Raw genomic sequence first — 24,100 nt, 5'->3', positions numbered from 1 at the left:
TTTTATAAAAAGGGACAAAAAGAGAGTTCAGGGCAAACGCATGAACAACGGTTAACCAGGATACTGACTATTTTTATCCTGCCGTTACCCCCAAATGCCGGTAAGCAGGAAAGACATGATTGGATATGCTGGAGCGAGATTAAAGTGCATTACAGCACACCGTCCGCCGCCCTCCGGTCACACGAGCGGCTGATCCTCTCAGTTTTTGCACTCTGGTTGCTTTGCTCCAGGCTTCAAGAAGTGAGCCAAAAGCTGAACGAACGGAAGCATTGCTCTCTTTCCCCCGCAGTAGCTTATTCTCACCGCTCTGATTATGATAAAAAAGGTTTCCCACACTGTTGTTGGGATTTATCAATCAGTTAGGGACGGGATGAGCACATTACACGATATGGATTTACGGCAGCTGGAGGCCTTTGCCACCGTGATCTCTGCTGGCAGCGTGACTGCCGCAGCAAAGGCGCTGGATCGGTCGCAGTCTTCGGTTTCAAGGCTGATACAGGAGCTTGAGCAGTCGCTGGGCTACCCCCTGTTTATCCGTAACGGCCCGCGTATTCATCCCACCGAAGAGGCCCTGCAACTGCATCAGTATGTGCAAAAAGCGCTGCTCTCATTGCAGCAGATCCGCCTGCGGGCTGACGAAATTGGCCACCAGCAGCACCGCCCGTTGAGTATTGTTGCCACCCCCGCGTTAGCTGCCGGGCTTTTGCCCCAGGCGCTGGCAATGATGGCTTCGCAGAACAAGATCCAGATTGTCAGCCAGTCCGCAGAGCAGGCTGCGCACGCGGTGATCACCGCGGAGGCGGATGTGGGATTATGCAGCCTGCCGCTGGAACATCACGCAGTGGATCTGCACTGGATTGGGCAGTCTCGCTGCGTGGTGGCCCTGCATCAGGACGATCCCTTAGCAGCAGAAGAGCAGGTTTCGATCGCAAGCCTTGCGGGCAGAAGGATGATTGTGCCTCTCAGCCCTTTACGTCTGCGCGGCCGCTTCGAAAAAGTGCTGAAAAAACGCAAACTCCCCCCGCATGAAACCATTGAAACCAACTCCTCCGCTAATATTCTTGCCTGCGTCCGCGCCGGGCTTGGCGTAGCAATTCTCGAACCGGTCACCGCATGGGGCATGCCGCTGGAAGGAGTCGCGATCCGTACGCTGGAGGAAGAGATCCCCTATTTCTTTGGGGTGATCACCCCGCAGGGCCGCCAGATTTCCGTTGCGGCACAATCGCTGGTCGATGCGCTGGAACAGGCGGCGTCAAACCTGCTCCCTGCTTTCCAGCGCCTGCCTGCCTCTGAGCATCAACGGGTGATGAAGTTAATCAATCAGGAGTAACGGCTGCTGCTGTCGTCTTTGCAGTTAACGCACAAACCTGAGGTTAATGAATCGCTTACCAGTCGTTGATTTATCTCAGCTAACGGCAATGTCCCGCCCTGCGAGTTGCCGTCCCTGCCCTTTTTACTGCCATCAACGGCGGGCTTATGCTTTTTCCAGCATAAGATATAAGAATTTCATTGGCTAAGAAATAATCACTCTGCTTGACACTTTTATGAGCGCAGCGGATTATGCGAAAACGCTTTTCTATCATGCATTATCCAGATAATAAGCGCAGAACAATGCACTAAAGGGATAATAAAAGCCCTGATTTTGATGCCGGTTTTTACCATGTTCTGCCCGTATGGACAGAGTCAGGCTTTGCCTGCTGCCGTCCCGGATTCGCCATAAGCCAGGGAATTTTTTATGACTCAGCCTGCCCTCTCTTTGCCTCATGGTCTTGCTGCGCTGGAGGCGCAACTCCAGCAAGATCTCGACTTTTTGGAACTCCCGGCAAAATCCTGGGTGCCAGAGCAGCAGCATGCAGGCGAGCCGGTGCGTGATGTGGTAGTTATCGGCGCGGGGATGTGCGGGCTGGCGGCTACGGCAAAACTGCTGCTGAGCGGCATAAGCAACGTGGTGGCCTATGACGCTGCTCCGGCGGGGCTGGAAGGGCCGTGGGTAACCTTTGCACGCATGGAAACGCTGCGATCGCCGAAGACGCTGCACGGCCCGGCGCTGGGGCTGCCACAGCTGACCTTCCGTGCATGGTTCACCGCCCAACAGGGCAAAGAGGCCTGGGCGCTGCTGGATAAAATCCCCAAAGCGATGTGGATGGATTATCTCGTCTGGTATCGCAAAGTGCTCAACCTGCCGGTACGTAACAACGTGCGCATCACCGCGATTAACCCGTATGGCAATCTGATTGCGCTTACTGTTGCAGGCGCAGAAACGGGCCGGGTTCTTACCCGCCGGCTGGTTCTGGCAACGGGCCGTTCCGGATTAGGCGGCTTCGCCGTTCCCGACTTCCTGCAAGGTATCGACCAGAAATTCTGGGCGCATTCGGCAGATAACATTGATTTCAACGCGCTGAAGGGAAAACGCGTAGCGGTCATCGGTGCGGGCGCATCTTCTATGGACAACGCGGCAACCGCTCTGGAAACCGGCGCGGGCGCGGTAGATCTGCTGATCCGCAGAAAAGAGATGCCGCGCATCAATAAAATGACCGGCATCGGCAGTCAGGGCGTTGTTCACGGTATGCATAAGCTCCCGGACAGCTGGAAGTGGAAGTTTGTTGATTACACCGCCGCCACCCAGACGCCGCCGCCGCGCTCCTCCACGTTGCGGGTTTCCCGCCATCCTGATGCCCGCTTCCTGCTGGACTGCGGCATCGTATCGGTGAGTGAAGAGGCCGGAGGCCTGAAGATTGCCACCACCCAGGGCTGCTTCCGGTACGACTTTTTGATTGCCGCAACGGGCTTTGCCAATGACTTCAGCGGCCGCCCGGAGTTTGCTGCGCTGGCTCCTTATATCAAAAGCTGGGCGGATGAACGCTACCAGCCAGAAATGGGCGCGCCGCGGCAGAACATGCTGGAAGCGCCCGATCTCGGCCCCGACTTCGAATTTCAGGAGCGCGAGCCAGGCAGTTGCCCCCTTCTGGCCCATATTCACTGCTTTAATGATGCCGCCATGCTGAGCCACGGCAAAGTATCCGGTGATATTCCGGCCGTGAGTGCCGGAGCCGATCGCCTGGTTCGCGGGATCGCCGCCTCGCTGTTTGCAGAGGACGTTGAGAGCCATTTCGCCAGTCTGGTTGCTTACAGTACCCCGGAACTTCAGGGTGATGAGTGGGTGGATTCCACCCCGTTGCTAAAACAGGAGAACGCGTTGTGATTGACGCAGTAGACAAGGCTGCCGGGCTTGCGCCGGATGATGAACTTTTTGCCGCACGACGCTTCAGGAGAGAATTTGTAGAAGGCGCAGAGCTGTGCCGCCTGTCGGTATTGCGTCCGGCCAACGACCAGGGCCTCAGCCACGGGTTACGCATTGCGCTTGCCAGCCGCATGGCGGCGCTGAATGCCGATGCGGTTCTGATTGCTGACTATGACGCGCAGCTTGCTGAATGCGCCCCCTCTGAAGCGCTGCTGGCGCTGGCCAGTGGCGCAAAAGATCTGGACGAGCCGCTGGCCACTATCGCCCGTCATGTCGACCTGGTGACCCTGACGCCGATTGCGGCTCAGGCCAGCGACATCAATCGGCTGGAGCAGGCAGGGCTGAATAATCCACAGATCGTCGCGCTATCTGAACTGATCGCTTTCGTGAATTTTCAGACGCGCGTAGCCGCTGGCTTACGCCTGATGAGGTCCGCATGATCCCGCAGGTTACCCTTAAGCCGCTCACCTGGCACCCTTATATCGCCCCTGTCGACGTCGCTGAAGCTACGCCGGATCAGCTTGAGGCGATGAAGGTCACGCCTTCTGGCAAGAAGATTTCTGAATACGTTCGTACACTGGCGCACGACCCGGAAAGCTACGTTGCCCGCACCGTGCTTTTTAACGCCATTATGTATGTTGAAGGCGGTCTGGCACGTGAAGATCGTGAACTCGGCGCATTGGGCGCTTCAATAGTGAACGGCTGTAAATATTGCGCCGTGGTGCATGCCCGTCGTCATGCGCAGTTGACCAAAAGCGATGAAGTCGTCAGCGCGCTCTGGTTCAACAAGCCGGAAACGTTAGGCCCAAGGGATGCAGCCATCTACCGCTTCGCCTGTCGTCTCTCCGCTGCGCCCGCCACGGCGACCAGAGAAGATATCGCCTCGCTGCGCGCTGTGGGAATGAATGAGGTTGAAATCATCGACCTGATCCACGCCATCTCAATCTTCGGCTGGGCGAACCGCCTGATGCACGTTCTCGGCCATGCCGACAGCGGGAAATAAACAGGATGACTGACATGCTTGAACTCAACGATCTTAAACTTTCTTACGGCAGCACGCAGATCCTGAAGGGGGTGAATCTCTCGGTTAAGCGCGGCGATGTGGTCTCGATCATCGGACCAAGCGGAACGGGAAAAACAACGCTGCTGCGCTGCATTAACTATCTGGCTAAACCCACTTCGGGCAGCATTACTTTTGACCAGATAAAAATGGATTACCAGAATGCAGATAAAAACGCCATTCAGGCGATCCGCCTGCGCACGGCGATGGTATTTCAGCAGTTTAACGTGTTCAAAAACATGACGGTTATTGAAAACGTGATGGACCCGCTGGTCGTGGTGCAGCGCAAATCTAAAGCAGAAGCGCGGGCTATCGCGCTGGAAGAGCTGGAGCGCGTCGGCCTCTCCGGCAAGCTGGATAACTACCCTTCTCAGCTTTCCGGCGGTCAGCTTCAGCGTACGGGCATTGCGCGGGCGTTAGCCGTTCGGCCCGATGTGATCCTGTTCGACGAACCGACCTCATCGCTGGATCCCGAACTGGTGGGCGAGGTACTGAAGGTAATCAAAGACGTAACCTCTTCCGGGATCACCTCACTGCTGGTCACGCACGAAATGCAGTTTGCCAAAAGTATCTCCAACCGCATCGTGTTTATGGATCAGGGTGTGGTGGCGGCAGAGGACACGCCCGCCGGGATTTTTGACAATCCTTCCCTGCCGCGACTTGCGCAGTTTCTTAATTCAGAACGCGTCATCTAAAAATAAAAGGAAAACAAGACATGCCTGCAATCACTCCATCGTTTCGTCGTCTGGCTGTACTGAGCCTGGTGCTGGCTTCCGCTGGTATCAGCTTTGCTGCCATTAGCGCCGAGGTGCGCACCATCAAAATCGCCACCGCTGCCGAATCCAAGCCGCTCTCCTGGGGCGCTATCGGTCATGAGCCGCAGGGTTATGAGCCGGAGGTGCTGAAAGCCGTCAACGCCAAACTGCCGCAATACAAATTCGTGATGGTCGGCGCGGCCGATATCGCGCAGGAAACGGGCCTGGCGACCGGAAAATATGATATGGCAACCGGCGGTTTCTATAAGGCTCCGGCCCGCAGCAAACAGTTCCTGATCCCGGAAAGCCCAATGGGCGCCAGCCTGATGAAGATCTACAGCCGCACAGAGAGCAATATCAACGGCATTAAGGATCTGGTCGGCAAGAATATCGTGCCGGTCACGGCTGGCGGTGGCGTCTACAAGTTTGTCACTCAGTGGCAGCAGGAAAACCCGGACTACAAAGTGAATATCAAGGCTTCCAGCGCTGGCATCCCCTATCCGGACCGCCTGAAAGAGGTGCAGAACGGTAAGTATGACGCGCTGATCCTGCCTTCAAACCTGGGCGAACAGACCGTTATCGACAACCAGAAGCTGGCGATCAAAGCGAGCGAACCGGTTTCCATCAACAATACCTATGTACTGATCCATAAATCAGATGAGAACAAGGCGCTGAATGATGACGTTAACAAGGCGCTGAAAGCGCTGAAAGAGGATGGCACGCTGGACAAGCTTTCTCAGAAATGGTTTGGCGAAGATGTCGTCAAATACATGAAGTAATGCAGTCTGCTGAAATCCTGCCGTTGCACGCAACGGCAAAGCTGAAATGATGTTCAGGAGTGTTTTCCAGTGAATCTGTCCACCATGATTCCCGAGCTACTCTCGGCTTTGCCGTTGACGCTCGCCATACTGTTTGTCGCGCTTATCAGCGGATTTATTCTGGCGCTGGCAGCGACAACTCTGCGGGTTCGCAGAATACCGTTGCTCAGCCAGCTGGCAGACCTTTACGTCTCCTATGCCCGAAGCGTGCCGGTGGTATTGCAACTCTTTGTTGCCTTTTATGGCTTGCCGCTGGTTGCCGCAGAGTTTGGCGTTAATGACGAATTCTTCACCGCCAATATGGCCTCTATGGTTGGGCTAAGCCTTTACCACGGCGGCTATCTTTCAGAGGTGATGCGCCCCGCTTTTCTGGCCGTTGAACGCGGCCAGCATGATGCCGCTGACAGCATGGGCTATACCTTCCGGCAGAAGATGACGCGCATCATCGGTCCGCAGGCGGTGCATATTGCGCTGCCGGGTTACGGGAACTCGATTATTTACCTGATCCACAACGTGGCGCTGGTGATGTACATCGGGGCTGCCGACGTGATGGCAACCGCCCATTTGATCATGGAACGCGACTATAACCAGTATCAATTTGGCACCTATCTGGTGCTGGCCGTTCTCTACTCGCTGCTCTGCCTGGTAGCCTGGCTGCTGGTGCGTTTCTTTGAGGTTCGCCATGCGAAGTACAACGCAAAATCGGCCGTCAAAAAGATAACCTTTACGGCCAACGTCTGATGAGAGAGGTCAGAGACTATGTTTGATACTGAGGTTTTGCTGCCAGATTTCTGGAGCATCCTGGATGCCGTGCCGGTCACGCTGGCGATGGCGGTGACCATTTTCATTCTGTCGACGCTGCTGGGTGGGCTGTTTGCTTTTATCGATCACAAACGCATCCCTGTGCTGCGCCAGCTGATTGTACTCTATAAGATCACCTTCAAAGGCATCCCTATGGTGGTGGTGATTTTCCTCGCCTATTACGGCCTTCCTCTGGCATTGCAGGGAATAAGCTCGCTGGTGGGTATAGAGATTAACGCGCACTCAATGCCGAACTGGGTGATTATCATTGTGGCCTTGACGGCCTGCGTGGCAGCGTTTCAGGCGGAGGTAGTGAAAGGCGCCCTGAATTCATTTGACTCTGGTCAGTCCGATGCGGCGCATGCCTTAGGCTACACCAATGGTCAGCTGTTCCGGCGCGTGCTGTTTCCCCAGATAATCGTGTCGGCCATTCCGGATCTGGCAAACTCGTTTATGGTCATCATGAAGGCGCTTTCGCTGGCCTTTGCGATAGAAGTGGTCGATATCTTTGCCCAGGCGCAGTTAACCGCTGCCCTGAACTTCTATTATCTGGAAGCGTTCCTGATCGCCGTGGTGTTCTATATGGTGATTGCTTATGTGGTGACGAAAGTTGCGGATAAGATTGAAGCAGCTTTGCGAGTGAGAACTTAAACGCAGCAGGTGATTACGCTTGCGCTACAGATCAATGGGCCTGTAGAGGCCCATTCTCTGTAGTAATCCCGCTGGGGAATAAACGCTCTTTTTTAAAACGGACTCAAGACGCAATAAATATAACCCCTGCCCGTATTGCACTTGTCCCGGCTTTTTTCGCAATATGAACAGCCAGGGAATGGTCTCTGTTCAGCTGATTAGTGATGAATAAACTAAAGGTTTGCCGCTGAGAAGGGCATGGCATAAAGACAGTAACAATCCCCATGCAGTTTCCGCGCTGACAATTTTTCCCGGCGAAAAGAGGCGTTGGTTTCTGGCCATTGATAAGCGGAATAATAAGAATGTGTGCCAGGCGAATGGATTAATCCGCTTTTTTACCCAGGAGTTTCCTTACTGACAGGCGAGCTTAAATGGAGTAATGCACATTCTGATAATGGCGTTCTCTCAAATTGCCCCAACAGCAACAAAGCGTTAATGAAGTGTGAGCCAGTCGAGATTTTTCTGGCAGCATCAGGCGCACCACGCTAAGCTCTGCGCAAATTTTTCCAGCCCGAAGCAAAAGATATGAAGACTAAACTGCTGGCCATACTGATTCTGGTCATTATCGCCATTGCCCTTTTCCTGGCCCTGAAGCCTCATAAGCAAAACCCGCATTACTTTGCTGCGGCCTGCGTGATGATCAATGACATTGGACAACCCACCAGTCAGAAGCAGTTTATGACGAAACTTCAGCAGGTGATTGTGAATGAAAATGCCTCCTATGCCTTTGATAAAGTAGAGTTCGACAGCAACTCTGCGCGCGGTGCCAGCAAACGCTATTATGCTCTGACGCCAGCACAGCAGGCTCTGACCCGCCAGGGGCTGACGAGCTGCCTGAAGATCATGCTGCCTGCCGATAAATCCTGACTCCCTGGCGGTCTGGTGAAAAATTGGGCCGCCATTCAGCTACAGCCAGGAGATGTATCATAAAAAATATTTAGATTGATAATTCTTCTTTTTCCCTGCTTTTAATCCTTACTATTATCTCAAATGGTAAACGTTATGATTATTTAAAAATGATAAAAACGCCCGGACTTTACTCCTCACCCTGAATTTTTTATTATTTTTGGCTGGGTATAGTAGAACGTGTACATCAGTAAAAATTATCATTAGCATTCAGTTAAAAACAACGGACTAACAGAAACAAACGTCAGAAATGAAGCCATAATTAATCTTTCCTGCCAGGCCTTTGCCGCAGCTTTTTCCTAAAGTCTCTCTTTTTTCTCCGCTACATAAAGTTTGAGTTATTAGTAACGTAAATCTGACGCTCCCGCATACATTACCCAGGCTTAACTGCCGGGTAAGGGCTTATTCTGTAAAAAGCCAACAGAGGTATCAACGGATATATAATCCCTGTTTAACAAACCCTAAAAAAAATAACATCATGTTCTTCAGACCTTTTTACAGCGGGAGTGATAAGATGACTGCCGAATATTATTATGTTACACGGCGAGCCGATCAGATGGATTTTTATATGCTTCATCGGGCAGGCTGCCCGGCAATGCCGGCGAAAGAGACGCTGCTGTTTATTGGCAGCCTGTACGATGTATCTCAGGCGTTAACAGTGGCGCAGATGCGCGTAGGTAAAAAGGTGAAAGCCTGTTATCACTGTTGCCGCCCCAGACAGGAAGGGGAGCTGCCTTTGCCAGATAAAATCCAGTCCCGCCGCCATTCAGACAACTAATCGGGCAGCTTCTTACCTCTTCTTTTTCTGAACAGAAACCCTGCTCAACAGGGAAAGCGTGCCGGAGAAGAGGGAACTTCAGATCTCAGGCCATATGACTCCCGCACTTTTATGCTGTAATAGATCCAGCATAAATGGTGCTCTCTTAAGGAGTTTTCACATGGCTTTAGCAACATACAGAATTGCTGTGATCCCCGGCGACGGTATTGGTAAAGAGGTGATGCCGGAAGGCGTCAAAGTGATGGATGCCGCCGCCCGCCAGTTTGGTTTTGCCTTTGAGTGGGAATGGTTTGATTTCGCCAGCGCGGAATATTACCAGCAGCATGGCAAAATGCTGCCCGATGAGTGGTTTGAAACGCTGAAATCCTTTGATGCGATCTACTTCGGTGCCGTGGGCTGGCCCGAGGTGGTGCCGGATCACGTCTCCCTCTGGGGTTCACTGTTGCAGTTCCGTCGTCAGTTTGACCAGTATGTGAATCTTCGTCCGGTCCGGCTGTTAGCTGGCGTCAAAGCTCCGCTGGCCGACCCTAAACCGGGGGATATCGACTTCTATGTGGTGCGGGAAAATACTGAAGGGGAATACTCCAGCGTGGGCGGCACTATGTTCCCCGGCACCGACCGCGAGATAGTGATACAGGAAACGGTGATGACCCGTACCGGCACCGACCGCATCCTGAAATTTGCTTATGACCTTGCGCAAAAGCGGCCGAAAAAGCATCTGACCTCAGCGACCAAGTCCAACGGCATCGCCATTACCATGCCGTGGTGGGACAGCCGCGTGGAGGAGATGAGCCGTCACTATCCTGATGTGCGCGTCGATAAATACCATATTGATATTCTGACCGCGCATTTCGTGCTGCACCCCGAGCGCTTCGACGTGGTGGTGGCCAGTAACCTGTTCGGCGATATTCTTTCCGATCTGGGGCCAGCCTGTACCGGTACCATCGGCATCGCCCCTTCTGCCAATATCAATCCGGAAAGAACCTTTCCAAGCTTGTTTGAGCCTGTGCATGGCTCCGCGCCGGACATTGCCGGGAAAAACATTGCCAACCCGGTAGGGCAGATTTGGTGTGGTGCGATGATGCTGGAGCATCTTGGGCATCCTGAGGCGGCGGAAGCGGTAGTGAAAGCCATTGAGCAGGTGCTGGCAGACAGTGAGAATAAAGCGTCGCTGACGCCCGATATGGGCGGAAAGGGTAATACAGAACATCTCGGCTCCGCTATCGCCGCTATCCTTTAAGGAACAGCAGGTTACAGCCGCTCCTCAACGAAAATTGTCCAGAGTTCCTCAGCCGCCCGCGACAGCTTACCTGCCGGGCGGTAAAGGCGGATCTCCACCGGAATACAGAGGTCGCTCTGCTCGCTGGCGGCCGGGCACAAGGTGCCGTTACTGACTTCCAGCGCCGCCAGTGACTCTGGCAGCCACGCCACACCATCCCCCGACCGCGCCATTACCTGTAGCGTAGCAGCAAGATCGGAGGTAAAAACCACCTCCATTCCCCTTTTTCTGCGGTTTACAGACGCCGTATTGGCGACAATCCTCCCCAGCCCGGACTCCTTGCTGTAGGAGAGCAGAGGAAACGGCTTTTTGTTCTCCACCGACCAGCGGGGTTTTGCCGCTTCGCCTTCTTTTCCCGGCACTGCACTGGCATAAGGCCTGAGCCAGTCCGTGCCCACCCGAACGCTGAAATAACGCGCCATATCGAGGTTAAGCTGCATTTGCGGATGATAATGGCAAAGCAGAAACTGCGTCTCGCCCTGGTTCAGCATGCGCTCGCAGGCGCGCATAGTGTCAGAGAGCAGTTGGAACGCACCAAAGCGGGCAATCTTTTCATTATTCCGCAGCCAGGCAGGGAAAAAGGTAAATGAAAGGGCATGCGTGGCGGAGAAAACCACCTCTGGTACCTCCTGCCCGGCCAAATCGAGCGTCTCGCTGCGTAATGCATAGAGCGCACGGATCAGGTCCGGAACCTGTTTACAGAAGAGTTCACCCGCACGGGTCAGGTGCACACCACGACGGGTTCGTTCAAAAAGCGGCGTGCCCACCCACTCTTCAAGCGACTGGATGCGGCGGCTGAATGCGGGCTGGGTCACATATCGAACTGCTGCGGCTTTAGAGAAATTCAGCGATTCGGACAACGCAACGCAGTCTTCAAGCCAGGTCAGATCCAGGTGATGCCGGTTTTGCATAACAGCTTTCCTATCAGGCATTAGATTGCCGCCGCACTCATCGCTACTCTCAAGGGTAACAAGGCATATACGGCGCCTCATGTTGTGCCACTACCCTACTCTATTTTAACAAAACGGCATAACAGCCGTGGGAGTGAGCGTGATGCAAAACCCCTCACGTTTCAGCTGGCTGAAACAACTATACGTCCAGGTCCTGATAGCCATTGTGATTGGTGGGCTGTTTGGCTATTTCTTTCCCGCCATGGGCACCCAGCTTCAGCCCATTGCAGAAGCGTTTATCAAACTGATCAAAATGATGCTGGCACCGATCATTTTTTGCACCGTAGTGGTGGGTATCGCCAAAATGGGCAGCATCAGGAAGGTTGGCAAAACCGGCGCCAAAGCGCTGCTCTATTTTGAAGTGGTTTCTACTCTGGCGCTGGTAATTGGTCTGGTCGTGGTCAACATCCTTAAGCCCGGAGCGGGGATGAATATTGATGCCAGCCATATCGACGCCAGCGCCATCTCTTCTTATGTGCATAAAGCGGAAAGCGGCGGCGGCATTGTTGACTTCATTATGGGCATCATTCCCGTCACGCTGGGCGATGCCTTCGTCAAAGGCAATATGCTCCAGGTGATCCTGATCTCCGTACTGTTCGGCATTGCAATGCTGCAAACCGGCGAACGCGGCAAACCGGTGATCGACTTTATCGATCGTGGGTTACAGGGCCTGTTCAAAATGATCAATCTGATCATGCGGCTTGCTCCGCTGGGGGCTGGCGCAGGCATCGCCTTTACTATCGGCAAGTACGGGATCGCCACGCTGCTCTCCTTTGGCTATCTGATGCTGGCCGTCTACGTCACCTCTCTGATCTTTGTGGTGGTGGTTCTGGGGTCGATAGCCTCCTGGGCTGGCTTTCCCCTGATCCCTCTGCTGCGTTACATCAAAGATGAAATTTTTGTCACGCTGGGCACCTGCTCAACCGAAGCGGTACTGCCCCGTATCATGATGAAGCTGGAAGAGGCGGGCGTGGAGAAAGCCACGGTAGGCATGGTGCTGCCCACGGGCTACACCTTTAATGCTGACGGCACCAGCATCTATCTCACGATGGCGGCGCTGTTTGTCGCTCAGGCCACCAATACCGATCTCTCCTGGATGCAACAAATTGTGCTGCTCGGCGTGCTGCTGCTGACCTCAAAAGGTTCGGCGGGAGTGGCGGGCGCGGGGTTCGTCGCCCTTGCCGCTACGCTCTCCTCCATTGGCACCGTACCGGTTGCCGGACTGGTGCTGCTACTTGGCGTGGATCGCTTTATGAACGAAGCGCGTGCCGTAGTGAATTTGATTGGCAACACGGTGGCCACGCTGGCAATCGCCAAATGGGACAACACCTTTGACGTAACGAAAGCCCGCGCCATCATTTTGCAGCAGAAATCGCCCGGGGCTGCCGCAGCAAAGACACCGGTATCCAAATCACCCCATTAATGACTTATTTCTGAAGCCTGGAGAAGACCATGCGCATTACCGACGTAGTAGAAATTACTCAGCCGATTGCCTCCCCCATTCGCAACGCCTATATCGATTTTTCAAAAATGACCACCAGCCTGGTAGCAGTGGTTACCGATGTGGTTCGTGATGGGCGTCGGGTGGTGGGATACGGTTTTAATTCCAATGGCCGTTACGGCCAGGGCGGCCTGATCCGCGAACGATTCCGTAGCCGCCTGCTGGAAGCGGACCCGGACAGCTATCTGAACGACGCCGGCAGCAATTTCGACCCGGACAAGCTCTGGCATCTGATGATGGCGAACGAGAAGCCCGGCGGGCACGGCGAACGGTCGGTGGCGGTCGGCACGCTGGATATGGCGATATGGGACGCCGTGGCCAAAATTGAAGAGATGCCGCTGTTTCACCTGCTGGCCGAAAAGAAAGGCGTGAAAGCTAACCCCCGCGTTTTTGTCTATGCCGCGGGCGGCTATTACTATCCGGGAAAAGACCTTGGCGCGTTACGCAAAGAGATGCGCAGCTACCTGGACCGCGGTTACAACGTGGTGAAAATGAAAATTGGCGGCGCTTCTCTGGCAGAAGATCAACGCCGTATTGAGGCGGTGCTACAGGAAATTGGTCCACAGGCTCAGCTGGCGGTAGACGCCAACGGGCGCTTCGATCTCGAAACCGCTATCGCCTATGCCAAAATGCTGCGGCAATATCCGCTGTTCTGGTACGAAGAGATTGGCGACCCACTCGACTACGCGCTTCAGGCCGCCCTTAGCGAATTCTATCCCGGCGCGATGGCAACGGGGGAAAATCTGTTTTCTCATCAGGATGCCCGCAACCTGCTACGTTATGGCGGCATGCGCCCGGACAGAGATTATTTGCAGTTCGACTGCGCCCTTTCCTACGGCCTGTGTGAATACCTGCGCACGCTGGAGGTGCTGCAACAGTTTGGCTGGTCGCCATCGCGCTGTATTCCACATGGTGGGCACCAGATGTCGCTGAATATCGCGGCGGGCCTGGGGCTGGGAGGGAATGAAAGCTATCCGGATCTGTTCCAGCCTTATGGTGGCTTCCCCGACTCGGTAAGCGTTGAGGAGGGACACATCGTGATGCCTGAACTGCCGGGCATTGGTTTTGAAGGGAAGTCAGATTTGATTAGCGTGATGCGGCAACTGGCAGAGTAATGAAAAACGGGCAGGCCAGCTGCCTGCCCGACAACGTTACTCGCTGACGCGATACCGGTTCAGCCAGTGCGCATAAGGCGCTGGCAGCACCCAGGAAGGCTGCTCTTTTTCCACAGCCAGCGCCGCCTGATAGGTCCAGTTCGGGTTAGCCAGGTGCGCCTTGCCCACCATCACCAGATCCAGCTCGCCGTTTTCAATGGTGCGGTTCGCAATCTGCGGCGCATCAATTCCCCAGGCGGACGCCACAGGAATGTTGGCCTCGCGACGGACGCGCGCTGCAATGGGTGCCAGGAATGCCGGTCCCCACGGAATGTTGGAATCTGGCGTTGAGAAACCGATACTGACGCTGAGCAGATCCAGACCGTTGGTGCGGAACTTTTTGGTCAGATCGATCGCTTCGCTCAGGGTTTCTTCATCACGGCCATCATATTCAATCACGCCAAAACGGGCGGTCAGCGGCAGGTTTTCCGGCCACTCACGGCGTACCGCATCCAGCGTTTCCAGCAGGAAGCGACCGCGTCCTTCCGCACTGCCGCCATACTGATCCTGACGCTGGTTAGCGTGCACAGAGAAGAAGCTCTGCGCCAGATAACCGTGCGCGAAGTGCAGCTCCAGCCATTCAAAACCGGCGTCACGGGCGCGACGAGCCGCCAGAGCGAAATCATTACGCACGCGGGCAATATCTTCCAGCGTCATTTCATGAGGAACCTGCGGCAGGTTGCTGCCGAAAGCGACGGCTGATGGCGAGAGGGTTTCCCAGCTGCGCGGATCGGTTTTGACGATATGGTCGTCCCCTTCCCACGGCTTGTTGGCGCTGGCTTTGCGGCCAGCATGACCAATCTGAATGCCCGGCACGGCACCGGCCGCTTTGATTTCACGGGCGATCTGCGCCAGTTTTTCTGCCTGCTCGTCGTTCCAGATCCCAAGACATCCGGGGGTGATGCGCCCTTCTGGCGAAACGGCTGTAGCTTCCACAATAACCAGTCCCGCGCCGCCGCGAGCCAGGCTGTTGTAATGCACGCGATGCCAGTCGTTGCTCATGCCTTCCTGGGCGCTGTACTGACACATAGGGGGTACCGCAATGCGGTTGCGTAAAGTAACGTCTTTCAGTTCAAAGGGGGAAAATAACCCTGACATAATGTCCTCAGTAGTAGAATTGCAAAAAGCGTACGCCTATTTTACCCGCTCTCATGCTCTCCTCCTGTAGCACCAAATGCCCTGCACAAAATAAGCCTGCTGACAGCAAGGCCTGAGAAGAGAGTGAGGTGTCCTCTCTGAAACATCTTTAATAAATGTCACACTTTAGCGCCCGCATATGCATCTTTCAGGTCGTGATTTGCCCTGATATCTCTATCATGTGGCGGCAAAACGACGAAAAATAATGCGATTGTCCGTTAATGAAATTCAGAGATTTTGCAGAAGAAGAAAAGCTGTTTGTTCGCAGGGCACTGGTCGCCTTTGGGGTCGTTCTGGCAGGATTTGTCACGCTGGTTGTTAATCTCTACCACTTACAGATAGAGCAGAACCACTATTACCAGACCCGCTCCAATCAAAATGACATCAAAATGATCCCTGTCGCGCCAACGCGTGGGATGATTTACGACCGTAACGGCATTCCGCTGGTAAAAAATGTCACCTGGTATGACATTGAAATTGTCCCTTACAAAGTCAAAGATATGCATGCGCTGCTGCAAGAGCTGACGCCGATTGTTGACCTCTCTGCCGACGATATCGATACCTTCACCCGCGCGTTACATGCCGCCAGCCGCTACAAACCTGTGGTGTTAAAAACCGAACTCTCTGATGAGGAAGTCGCCCGTTTTTCCGTGAATCAGTACCGGTTTACCGGTGTGGACGTCAGCAGCTATGAAGATCGTCAGTATCCCTATGGCCCCGACCTGGCACATGTGATTGGCTACGTCTCTAAGATTAACGATAACGACTATAAACGGCTGGAGAAAGAGGGAGTCAGCGAGAATTACGCGGCTGACCATAATATTGGTAAGCAGGGAATTGAGGGCTATTACGAGTCGGTGCTGCACGGCAAAACCGGCTATCAGGAAGTGGAAGTGGATAACCATGGTCGGGTGATCCGCGTACTGAAAGAAGTCCCTCCCGTGGCGGGCAAAAACCTCTATTTAACGCTGGACCTGCACCTTCAGCAATATGTTGAAACCCAGCTTGCCGGGCAGCGTGCCGCCATGCTTATCGAAAACCCAAAAGATGGTGAGGTGCTGGCGATGGTTTCCAGCCCCAGTTATGACCCCAATCCGTTTGTAAAAGGGATCAGTTATAAAGCCTATAAAGAATTGTTAGCCAATAAAGACCTGCCGCTGATTAACCGCGTGACTCAGGGGCTTTATCCGCCCGCCTCAACCGTGAAACCCTATATGGCGATGTCGGCTCTGCTGACGCACGTCATTACCCCGCAGACCACCTTCTTTGGCGCGCCAACCTGGACACTGCCCGGCACACAGCGTAAGTATCGTGACTGGAAAAAATCGGGCCACGGCATGCTGGACGTGACGCGGGCGATTGAGGAGTCGGCAGATACCTTTTTCTATCAGGTCGCCTTTATGATGGGTATCGATCGGATCCACACCATGCTCAGCCAGTTTGGCTACGGTAAGTCCACCGGCATCGACCTGAATGAAGAGTACAACGGGCTGCTGCCCAGCCGCGAATGGAAGCAGAGAGTGCATAAAAAAGGGTGGTACCAGGGCGATACCGTCTCTGTGGGCATTGGCCAGGGTTACTGGATTGCCACGCCGATTCAGATGGTGAAGGCGATGGATACGCTGATTAACAACGGCAAAGTGATCCAGCCCCATCTGCTTTATGAGCAGAAGCAGGGGAAGAACGTCAGGCTGTGGCAACCGACATTGCCCCGCGAACAGATTGGTGACGCGAACTCACCTTACTGGAGCCTGATCCGCCACGCGATGTTTGGTATGGCGAATGCGCCAAACGGCACGGGGTATAAATATTTCCACACCGCGTCCTATGGCATTGCCGCCAAGAGCGGAACTTCACAGGTGTTTGGCCTGAAGCAAAACCAGGTCTATAACGCCAAAATGATCCCTGCCCGCCTGCGTGACCACATTTTCTACACCGCGTTTGCGCCGTTTGATAACCCCAAAGTTGCCATGGCGCTGATCCTGGAGAACGGAGGGATCAATGGCGTGACCGCGGCGCCAGTGGTCAGAAATATCATGGACCATATTTTCCTGCCGCCAGAGGTTGCCCCCATGCCGGTTACGGCCGATCCATCCAGTAATGCCACTGCGCAATAGCGCTTTTGTTGTAGCTGTTAGCCGCTTTTTCAGCTTGTTATTGGCTTTTATTCCTCTTCCCGCGGCCTTTTCAGGCCGCCAATGCTTACCCCGCGCCTGCCTGCAACGGTAAAACAAAATTCGCCCGATAAAAAAACTCCACTAAAGAAGGCGTTATCACTTGCCGATAAACGACAATGAGGTAATGTCTTACCCTCGTGAGGCCAGTCTCAGATGGCGACTGAATCGATTTTGCTGGAAAGTAAATGATTAACGAACATGGCCAGGCGCTAAGGCGCCACTTCCTGAGCAACGTGCTGACGCCGATGATCCTGGTGATCCTGTTTACGTTTCTCGCCTGCGCTTTTACCGCCTGGTGGGTAACCACCCAAAGCAATGCCAGGGCGCTGGCGAAGCAGCAGCAGGTGATTGAAAACATTTTTGCCCAGCACCTGGATGAGTATCTGCATCAACATCAGAATCTGCTTGCCTGGCCTGAACTCACCGCTCAGTTACGGGAAGGCAGCAAGCGATTTGGTTACTGGCTTAATACCCTTGCCGGTGATGATGAAGTCTATCTGCTGAATGCAGAAAACCAGCCGCTGATGGCCTGGCTGGCGGGCAAACAGGTCGCATCAGATCACTACCTCGACGTTAAGCATCAACTTTCTCCCTGGCTTGCAACGCTTTATCGCCACTCTTCCCTCTCCTCTCCTGCTGTGACCGCTGATTTTATTCGTCTTAACGGACGTGTAGCGGAAGTCGCTCTGGGCGAAGTGCCGCAGAGCGGCGGTCAGAAACTTATTTTTATCCGTTATCTGCACTACAGCTTTGTCGATTTTCTGGAACACCGTGGCGTGGTCACCGATTTCCGCTTTATCCCCAGCGATGAAAACCAGCTAAACAGCGCCGGTTTTTTACTGCAATCTCACCTTAAGATCCCGGTCAGCTACGTTTCCTGGCAACCCATGCGGCCTGGCAGCCAGATGCTGATGGTGACCGGGCCGCTGGTGTTACTGGCGATGATGGCGATCACGCTGATGGGCATCAAAATGACGCGCCGCCTCTGGTTCTCTTCACTCAGGCTGTCAGAGTCAGTGATAAAACTGGAAGCCAGTGAAGCCCATGCCCAGCGGCTGGCGATGCAGGATGTCCTGACAGGGCTGCCGAATCGCGCCGCAATGAGAGAACAGATCAACAAACGGTTAAGCACGCTGGCGACAGACGGCGACAGCGTGGCCTTGCTGCTGCTGGATCTGGATCGCTTCAAGATGATCAATGATACCTACGGGCATCATATCGGCGATGAGTTAATTATTGAGGTGGGCAAACGGCTAACCGCCTTGCTTCATCCTGAAGATGCGATTGGCAGGCTGGGAGGGGATGAATTTGTGGTGCTGGTGAATCACCCGCAAAATGAGCAGCAGCTCGTCCGGCTCTGTCAGCAAATCATTGAACAACTCACGACGCCGGTGATGCTGGAAGGCAATCGCCTGTGGGTTGGGGTCAGTATCGGTATTGCCGTGGCACCAGAACAGGGCACCGAGCGGCAGGAACTGATGCGTAAAGCGGATATCGCGCTTTATGCGGCCAAATCGGAAGGGCGTGGGCGCTGCCATATGTTTACGCCGGTGCTGGGCGAAACGCTGATGAAACGTCAGCAGCTGGCGGAGGCGCTGCGCCTGGCGCTGGACACCGCTCAGGGACTGGCGCTCTGGTATCAGCCTATTATGGATATCACGGGCGAGACGATGCTGGGGATAGAAGCCCTGCTGCGCTGGCAGCACCCCACGCTGGGGCCGATCTCACCGGCTGACTTTATTCCGATTGCTGAAGAGACTGGTCTGATTATTCCGCTGGGTGACTGGGTATTGCAGCAGGCTCTCAGCCGCGCCAAAAGCTGCCCGCATCTGCGTATGTCGGTGAACGTCTCTCCCCTGCAATTTCTGGCGGGCAATTTTATCGAACGCTTGCAGGAGATTGTGCAGCAGCAGGGCGTGGATCCCAGGCAGATAGAGCTGGAAGTGACGGAAGGGGTGATGCTGGAAGATCACCAGCAGGCGTGGCATACCATTCAGACTTTAAGAGCGGCAGGCTTCCGGATTGCGCTCGACGACTTCGGTACGGGCTATTCCAGCCTGAGCTACCTTACCCAGTTCCCGGTCGACACGCTGAAAATTGATCGCTGCTTTATCCAGCTGCTGGGCATTCAGGAGCAGGCCGACACTATTGTTTCTTCCGTGATCAAGCTGGGCCACTCGCTGGGACTCTCGGTGACCGCAGAAGGCGTCGAGACCGAACAGCAGCGCCTGACGCTGGCGGAAGCGGGCTGCGACAAGCTACAGGGCTACCTGCTCAGCCGCCCGCAGCCCGCCGAGCTGCTGTTTGCGGCCTCTGCCGCTGTGTAAAAGGTTTTGCCTCAGCTTGAGGTGAATTTGCAGGATGACCGGACACCCGTCAGCAGCCTGCCGCCCCATTTTACGAGGCTGATGGCGGTCTGATTCAAAGGATCAAAAGGCTGGCGCCGCAGCACGATTTGCGGCACCGCGTCACGGCTGTGATGATGCACGTTAAGGTCGGCCTGATAACAGCGCCTCAACGTCTCTTTACTCATCACCTCTTCCGGCGTGCCGTTCGCCACCAGTTTACCCTCATGCAGCAGCAGCCTGTTGCTTTTCAGGCCACGAATGTTACAGCCGCTGCGGTCGAATCCGCTTTTACCTGAGGAAGATTCAGCAGCGATACTGAAACCAGGGGTAACCAGCGGGCCAAACAGCACGCTATTTTTAATAAAGCCCTGAGAAGTTCGCATTTAAGCCAGCCTTTATTCTTTATCAGTATCGACTCAGACATTGCGACCGCAGTTCAAAGTGGTTGCGAAAAAAGTGCGCATTCCGCGCCCGAGTTAACATTCCACAGATGATTCAGAATGCGAATGCTAATGAGATAGGATCTGTATATGAATAACCTTGCTGATTTATTCACATTTCAACCAGCGTAACGCCTGGGGTTATCTTGACACCAGCGGGCTACCCGCCGGAAAATAGCGATCCTTTCCTGCGTCAGGGCATTGCTATGAAAACCGCACCCGCCATCACTATTCACTACTGTGCTCAATGTAACTGGCTGCTGCGTGCAGGCTGGATGGCACAAGAGTTGCTCCACACCTTCAGCACGGATTTGGGTTCCGTCAGCCTGGTGCCCGGTACCGGCGGCATCTATCAGATTAAAATTGATGAGCAGATCATCTGGGATCGCAAAACCGATGGCGGCTTCCCGGAAGCCAAAGAGCTGAAGCAGCGCGTGCGGAATTATTGTTTCCCGGAGCGGGATTTGGGGCATATTGACAAGAAATAGCGCCGCTGTTCCGGTGACCTGAGGCGCAGTAGCGGTTGCAGAGGAATTTTGTTGCAGGGAAGAAATACTTTTTGTTGCGGCAGCGAGAAGTCTCTCGCTGCCGCACAGCGCTCTTTATGCCATCACAGGTTTGGCTCTTAAGGCGGCGTAAATGGTCAGCGTGGCAATTAACAGAGCCACTGCGCTCCCCATAAATACCCCTTTCGCCCCGGTAACGTTGAAGATCACTCCGCCCGCTGCCGCGCCAATGGTAATGGCCAGCTGAATGGAAGCGACCAGCAGACCGCCGCCGCTCTCCGCTTCATCCGGCATGGTGCGGGTAATCCAGGTTGACCAGCCAACCGGCACCGCGCCAAACGCCATTCCCCAGAGCGCTACCAGCACCGCATCCACCAGCGGCGCGGAACCCATGACCACCAGGCCAACGCCCAGGAGGCCCATAGCCAGCGGCATGGCAATCAGGGTGCGGTGCAGGTTGCGTTCAAGCAGCACGCCCGCAATCAGCGTTCCGGCAAAGTTCGCCACGCCAAAGCCCAGCAGGATGGCGGAAAGCCCGTTAACGCCTACCCCAGTCACGCTCTCCAGGAAGGGACGCAGATAGGTGAAGAAGGCAAAGTGGCCGGAAAAGACCAGAATAATAGCCAGCAGCGCGGTTTGCATGCCCGGACGGCGCATCAGCGAGAAGAGCGAACTGCCCCTGCCAGAGAGCTGCGGCGGCATTTTTGGCAGCGCAACAATTTGCCAGAGCAGCCCCACCACGCCAATAAGTGAAGCGGCAACAAACACGTTACGCCAGCCGAGCAGGTGACCAAAATAGCTGCCCATAGGCGCCGCCACAATAGTCGCCACCGACACGCCGCTGAACACAATGGAGAGCGCACGCGGGATCATCGCTTCCGGCACCAGCCGCATGGTGGTGGCTGCCGCCAGCGTCCAGAAGCCGCCCAGCGCAATACCCAGCAGCACCCTGCCCACCAGAATAAAGGTCAGGTTGGGGGCAAAAGCCACCAGCAAATTAGAGACAATCAGCATCAGCGAAAACAGCAGCATCACGCCACGGCGATCCCGCTTGCGGGTGGCAGAGGCGCTAAAAAAGCTGGTGAGCAGCGCGAAGATGGCCGTTACGGTGACAGCCTGGCCGGTCACCCCTTCCGTCACGCCGAGGCTGGCGGCCATCGGCGTTAACAGACTGGCTGGCAGAAATTCTGCCGTCACCAGTCCAAACACGCCAAGCGCCATCGAAAATACTGCGCCCCATTGGGGCTTTTCCTGTGCCGTACTGGCCTGTTGTACTGCGTTCATGGTTTGCTTCCATTGGAGGTGAAGAATGTACAGCCTATAAGGCTCGCCCCGGATGGTCTATGATGTATAATCCGTAATTATTGATTATTCGTCCGGAACAGAGAGAAACTATGCCAGCGGAAACGCACGATCTTGCCAGTGAACTGCTCTCAGGTATGCGCCTGCTGGGCGTACAGTACCGACGAATTGAGCTGGCGGCCCCGTTCGGCGTAGGATTTGACAGCGCGCCGGGTCGGGCGCAGTTTCATTTTGTCAGCCGTGGGCCGGTGATGCTGCGCACCCACAGCGGCAGGCTCTATGTACTGAATACGGGCGATGCGTTGCTGCTGCCCCACGGCACTGACCACGTGTTGCTCTCCTCCCCTGATGTCCCCTGCCAGGATGTTCATGCTTTCAGCAGCACGCCGGTCTGCGGCAACGTTTGCTGCGTAAAGGCCTGTGCGCAGGAGTCGCCGGATGAACCCGCTGCCCTGGTTTTCAGCGGCTGCATGGAGTTTGATTTGGGCGGTATGCAGATGCTGATCAGCGCGATGCCAGAGGTGCTGCTGGCCGATACGCTGATGCATAAATACCCTGAAGTGCAGCCGATGCTGGAGGCGATGGAGCGCGAGTCGCTGGGCCGACGGGCAGGATATGCAAGTATCCTCTCCCGGCTGGCAGACGTAGTGGCTTCGTTTATCGTGCGGGGCTGGGTAGAGTCTGGCTGTGGCGATGCCGGGGGCTGGCTTCAGGCGTTGCGCGACCCGCGTCTGGGTAAAGCGCTGGTTGCTCTGCACCGGGAACCCGGCAAAAACTGGACTGTGGCAAAGCTGGCGGCGGAAATGGGCAGCTCCAGATCGGTGTTTGCCGAGCGTTTTCTGGCGGTGACAGGGATGACGCCAGTACGTTATCTGACGGAGCTGCGGATGCAGCTGGCGGTGCAGTGGATCGGACGGGATGGCGAAGCGATTGAAACGGTCGCCTGGCGTCTGGGTTACGGCTCTCTGGCCGCCTTCAGCCGGGCCTTTAAGCGCACCGTTGGCAAAACGCCCGGCGCGCTTCGGGCAGAACAGAGCCAGCGGCATAGCGCTCAGATTGCCGTTTAGCGTGCAACAGCGCCAGTAAAACAGCACTCTGCCAGTCGGGCAGGCTTTCCTGCCTGCCCGCATTCTGAGCCACCGTCAGGCCAGATATTGAGTAAACCAGCCCAGCGTTCTCTCCCAGGCCAGCTCAGCCGCTTTTTTGTCATAGCGTGGCGTTGAGTCATTATGGAAGCCGTGGTTCACTTGCGGATAGATATGCGCCTCGTAGACCTTGTTATCCGCTTTCAGCGCCGCCTCGTAAGCTGGCCAGCCTTCATTGATGCGCGTATCCAGCCCGGCGTAATGGAGCAGCAGCGGTGCCTTAATGCGGGCCACATCTTTTGCCTGCGGCTGACGGCCATAAAATGGCACGGCGGCTGCCAGTTCGGGATAAGCCACGGCTGCCGCATTCGCCACGCCGCCGCCGTAGCAAAAGCCGGTGATCCCCACTTTGCCGGTGGTTCGCTCATCCTGCATCATGAACTCTATCGCCGCGAAGAAATCGTTCATCAGTCTGGTGGGGTCGATCTGCGCCTGCATCTCCCGGCCCTTCTCGTCATTGCCGGGATAGCCGCCCATCACGCTCAGCCCGTCCGGCGCCAGCGCAATAAAACCCGCTTTCGCCAGCCGTCGCGCCACATCTTCAATATAGGGATTCAGCCCCCGGTTCTCATGCGCCACCACCACGGCGGGCAGCTTGCCGGTGGCTTTGGCAGGCCGGACCAGATAGCCGCGTACGCTCTGATTACCGTTTGGCGAAGGATAATGGATGTACTCAGGCAGGATATCGGGGTCGGTAAACGCCACCTGTTCCGCCAGTGCATAGTTGGGGCTGAGGGAAGTCAACAGCGTGGCGGCCGTCAGCCCGCCCACCGCGAACTTACCCGCCAGCGAGAGAAACTCGCGCTTATTAATTTTGCCGTGAACGTAATAGTCGTAAATTTCCAGCAGCTCAGGGGAGAAATCTTTCGCGGTCAGTCGGGCCATAACGGTGCTCCTTTCACGTAAGAACAGAGGAAGTCAGGCTCATTAGCGCCCTGACAGCGCATCAGCCCTGAAGCCAGCATGCCGCATCCCGCTATGCCAGGGGAAAATTTACCTTTAATTTACGTTCTGGCTGGCTGCCATCGCACTTTTTAACGACGCAGACTGGTGAAAAATGCGTATGATCGCTGGCAGATTATCGTCAATCACCGCAAGTTACCGAGCCGCCC

22 protein-coding genes are annotated in these 24,100 nt (G+C 55.1%); 17 read left to right on the top strand and 5 right to left on the bottom strand.

The window, feature by feature from the left end:
- Positions 1 to 370: 370 nt before the first annotated feature.
- The 11 genes from AAH450_RS17675 to AAH450_RS17625 all read left to right on the top strand — a co-directional run bounded on the left by AAH450_RS17675 (position 371) and on the right by AAH450_RS17625 (position 10,289).
- Positions 371 to 1,330 carry a LysR family transcriptional regulator gene (locus AAH450_RS17675; protein ID WP_342911384.1) on the top strand — a complete coding sequence of 320 codons (960 nt, stop codon included), beginning with the start codon at positions 371 to 373 and terminating at the stop codon, positions 1,328 to 1,330.
- Between the two features lie 405 nt (positions 1,331 to 1,735).
- Positions 1,736 to 3,202: an NAD(P)/FAD-dependent oxidoreductase gene (locus AAH450_RS17670; protein ID WP_342911383.1), complete on the top strand. Its 1,467-nt coding sequence runs from the start codon at positions 1,736 to 1,738 to the stop codon at positions 3,200 to 3,202.
- Positions 3,199 to 3,681, top strand: a complete 483-nt coding sequence (locus AAH450_RS17665) for a CMD domain-containing protein (protein WP_342911382.1) — start codon at positions 3,199 to 3,201, stop codon at positions 3,679 to 3,681. Before AAH450_RS17670 ends, AAH450_RS17665 begins: the two co-directional genes overlap by 4 nt.
- Positions 3,678 to 4,244: a peroxidase-related enzyme gene (locus AAH450_RS17660; protein WP_342911381.1), complete on the top strand. Its 567-nt coding sequence runs from the start codon at positions 3,678 to 3,680 to the stop codon at positions 4,242 to 4,244. The genes AAH450_RS17665 and AAH450_RS17660 overlap by 4 nt, the downstream gene beginning before the upstream one ends.
- 14 nt (positions 4,245 to 4,258) lie before the next feature.
- The gene (locus AAH450_RS17655) at positions 4,259 to 4,996 is read left to right on the top strand and encodes an amino acid ABC transporter ATP-binding protein (RefSeq protein WP_342911552.1); all 738 of its coding nucleotides are present in this window, start codon (positions 4,259 to 4,261) and stop codon (positions 4,994 to 4,996) included.
- 20 nt (positions 4,997 to 5,016) lie between these two features.
- The gene (locus AAH450_RS17650; RefSeq protein WP_342911380.1) at positions 5,017 to 5,835 is read left to right on the top strand and encodes a transporter substrate-binding domain-containing protein; all 819 of its coding nucleotides are present in this window, start codon (positions 5,017 to 5,019) and stop codon (positions 5,833 to 5,835) included.
- A gap of 84 nt (positions 5,836 to 5,919) precedes the next feature.
- Positions 5,920 to 6,615 (top strand): amino acid ABC transporter permease, encoded by a 696-nt coding sequence (locus AAH450_RS17645; RefSeq protein WP_342911551.1) that lies wholly within the window; start codon positions 5,920 to 5,922, stop codon positions 6,613 to 6,615.
- 18 nt (positions 6,616 to 6,633) lie between these two features.
- A complete protein-coding gene (locus AAH450_RS17640; protein WP_342911379.1) occupies positions 6,634 to 7,326 on the top strand; it encodes an amino acid ABC transporter permease in 693 nt (230 codons plus the stop codon).
- A gap of 564 nt (positions 7,327 to 7,890) precedes the next feature.
- Entirely contained in the window at positions 7,891 to 8,232 is a 342-nt protein-coding gene (locus tag AAH450_RS17635; protein ID WP_342911378.1) for a hypothetical protein, read from the top strand.
- A 553-nt stretch (positions 8,233 to 8,785) separates the two neighbouring features.
- Positions 8,786 to 9,049, top strand: coding sequence for a hypothetical protein (locus AAH450_RS17630; RefSeq protein WP_342911377.1), 264 nt, complete (start codon positions 8,786 to 8,788; stop codon positions 9,047 to 9,049).
- A 160-nt stretch (positions 9,050 to 9,209) separates the two neighbouring features.
- On the top strand, positions 9,210 to 10,289 hold the full coding sequence (locus AAH450_RS17625; protein WP_342911376.1) for a tartrate dehydrogenase: 1,080 nt from the start codon (positions 9,210 to 9,212) through the stop codon (positions 10,287 to 10,289).
- An 11-nt stretch (positions 10,290 to 10,300) separates the two neighbouring features.
- On the opposite strand, the gene AAH450_RS17620 is transcribed toward AAH450_RS17625, so the two are convergent.
- A complete protein-coding gene (locus AAH450_RS17620) occupies positions 10,301 to 11,239 on the bottom strand; it encodes a LysR family transcriptional regulator (RefSeq protein ID WP_342911375.1) in 939 nt (312 codons plus the stop codon).
- 142 nt (positions 11,240 to 11,381) lie between these two features.
- On the opposite strand from AAH450_RS17620, the gene dctA reads away from it, so the two are divergent.
- Positions 11,382 to 12,701, top strand: coding sequence for a C4-dicarboxylate transporter DctA (dctA, locus tag AAH450_RS17615; protein WP_342911374.1), 1,320 nt, complete (start codon positions 11,382 to 11,384; stop codon positions 12,699 to 12,701).
- A 29-nt stretch (positions 12,702 to 12,730) separates the two neighbouring features.
- Positions 12,731 to 13,894: a mandelate racemase/muconate lactonizing enzyme family protein gene (locus tag AAH450_RS17610; RefSeq protein ID WP_342911373.1), complete on the top strand. Its 1,164-nt coding sequence runs from the start codon at positions 12,731 to 12,733 to the stop codon at positions 13,892 to 13,894.
- Positions 13,895 to 13,930: 36 nt separating this feature from the next.
- On the opposite strand, the gene AAH450_RS17605 is transcribed toward AAH450_RS17610, so the two are convergent.
- Complete coding sequence (locus AAH450_RS17605; protein WP_342911372.1) at positions 13,931 to 15,031, bottom strand: NADH:flavin oxidoreductase/NADH oxidase; 1,101 nt, start codon at positions 15,029 to 15,031, stop codon at positions 13,931 to 13,933.
- Between the two features lie 260 nt (positions 15,032 to 15,291).
- On the opposite strand from AAH450_RS17605, the gene mrdA reads away from it, so the two are divergent.
- Positions 15,292 to 17,187: a penicillin-binding protein 2 gene (gene mrdA / locus AAH450_RS17600; protein WP_342911371.1), complete on the top strand. Its 1,896-nt coding sequence runs from the start codon at positions 15,292 to 15,294 to the stop codon at positions 17,185 to 17,187.
- A 245-nt stretch (positions 17,188 to 17,432) separates the two neighbouring features.
- Positions 17,433 to 19,574, top strand: a complete 2,142-nt coding sequence (locus AAH450_RS17595) for a putative bifunctional diguanylate cyclase/phosphodiesterase (RefSeq protein WP_342911370.1) — start codon at positions 17,433 to 17,435, stop codon at positions 19,572 to 19,574.
- 11 nt (positions 19,575 to 19,585) lie between these two features.
- Here the strand turns inward: AAH450_RS17595 and AAH450_RS17590 are convergent, their stop codons facing one another.
- Positions 19,586 to 19,978, bottom strand: coding sequence for a hypothetical protein (locus AAH450_RS17590; protein WP_342911369.1), 393 nt, complete (start codon positions 19,976 to 19,978; stop codon positions 19,586 to 19,588).
- Positions 19,979 to 20,241: 263 nt separating this feature from the next.
- On the opposite strand from AAH450_RS17590, the gene AAH450_RS17585 reads away from it, so the two are divergent.
- Positions 20,242 to 20,523: an Rdx family protein gene (locus AAH450_RS17585; RefSeq protein ID WP_318789768.1), complete on the top strand. Its 282-nt coding sequence runs from the start codon at positions 20,242 to 20,244 to the stop codon at positions 20,521 to 20,523.
- Between the two features lie 114 nt (positions 20,524 to 20,637).
- On the opposite strand, the gene AAH450_RS17580 is transcribed toward AAH450_RS17585, so the two are convergent.
- Complete coding sequence (locus tag AAH450_RS17580) at positions 20,638 to 21,825, bottom strand: MFS transporter (RefSeq protein WP_342911368.1); 1,188 nt, start codon at positions 21,823 to 21,825, stop codon at positions 20,638 to 20,640.
- Between the two features lie 110 nt (positions 21,826 to 21,935).
- Between AAH450_RS17580 and AAH450_RS17575 the strand changes: the two genes are divergently transcribed.
- Positions 21,936 to 22,910 (top strand): AraC family transcriptional regulator, encoded by a 975-nt coding sequence (locus AAH450_RS17575; protein ID WP_342911367.1) that lies wholly within the window; start codon positions 21,936 to 21,938, stop codon positions 22,908 to 22,910.
- Between the two features lie 75 nt (positions 22,911 to 22,985).
- Here the strand turns inward: AAH450_RS17575 and yghX are convergent, their stop codons facing one another.
- Positions 22,986 to 23,873: a YghX family hydrolase gene (yghX, locus tag AAH450_RS17570; protein WP_342911366.1), complete on the bottom strand. Its 888-nt coding sequence runs from the start codon at positions 23,871 to 23,873 to the stop codon at positions 22,986 to 22,988.
- Positions 23,874 to 24,100 lie beyond the last annotated feature (227 nt).

This window comes from Erwinia magellanica (assembly GCF_039023495.1).
Taxonomy (GTDB): Bacteria; Pseudomonadota; Gammaproteobacteria; order Enterobacterales; family Enterobacteriaceae; genus Erwinia.
The sequence above is the reverse complement of the archived record's forward strand: the minus strand, read 5'-3'. Positions and strand labels throughout refer to the sequence as shown.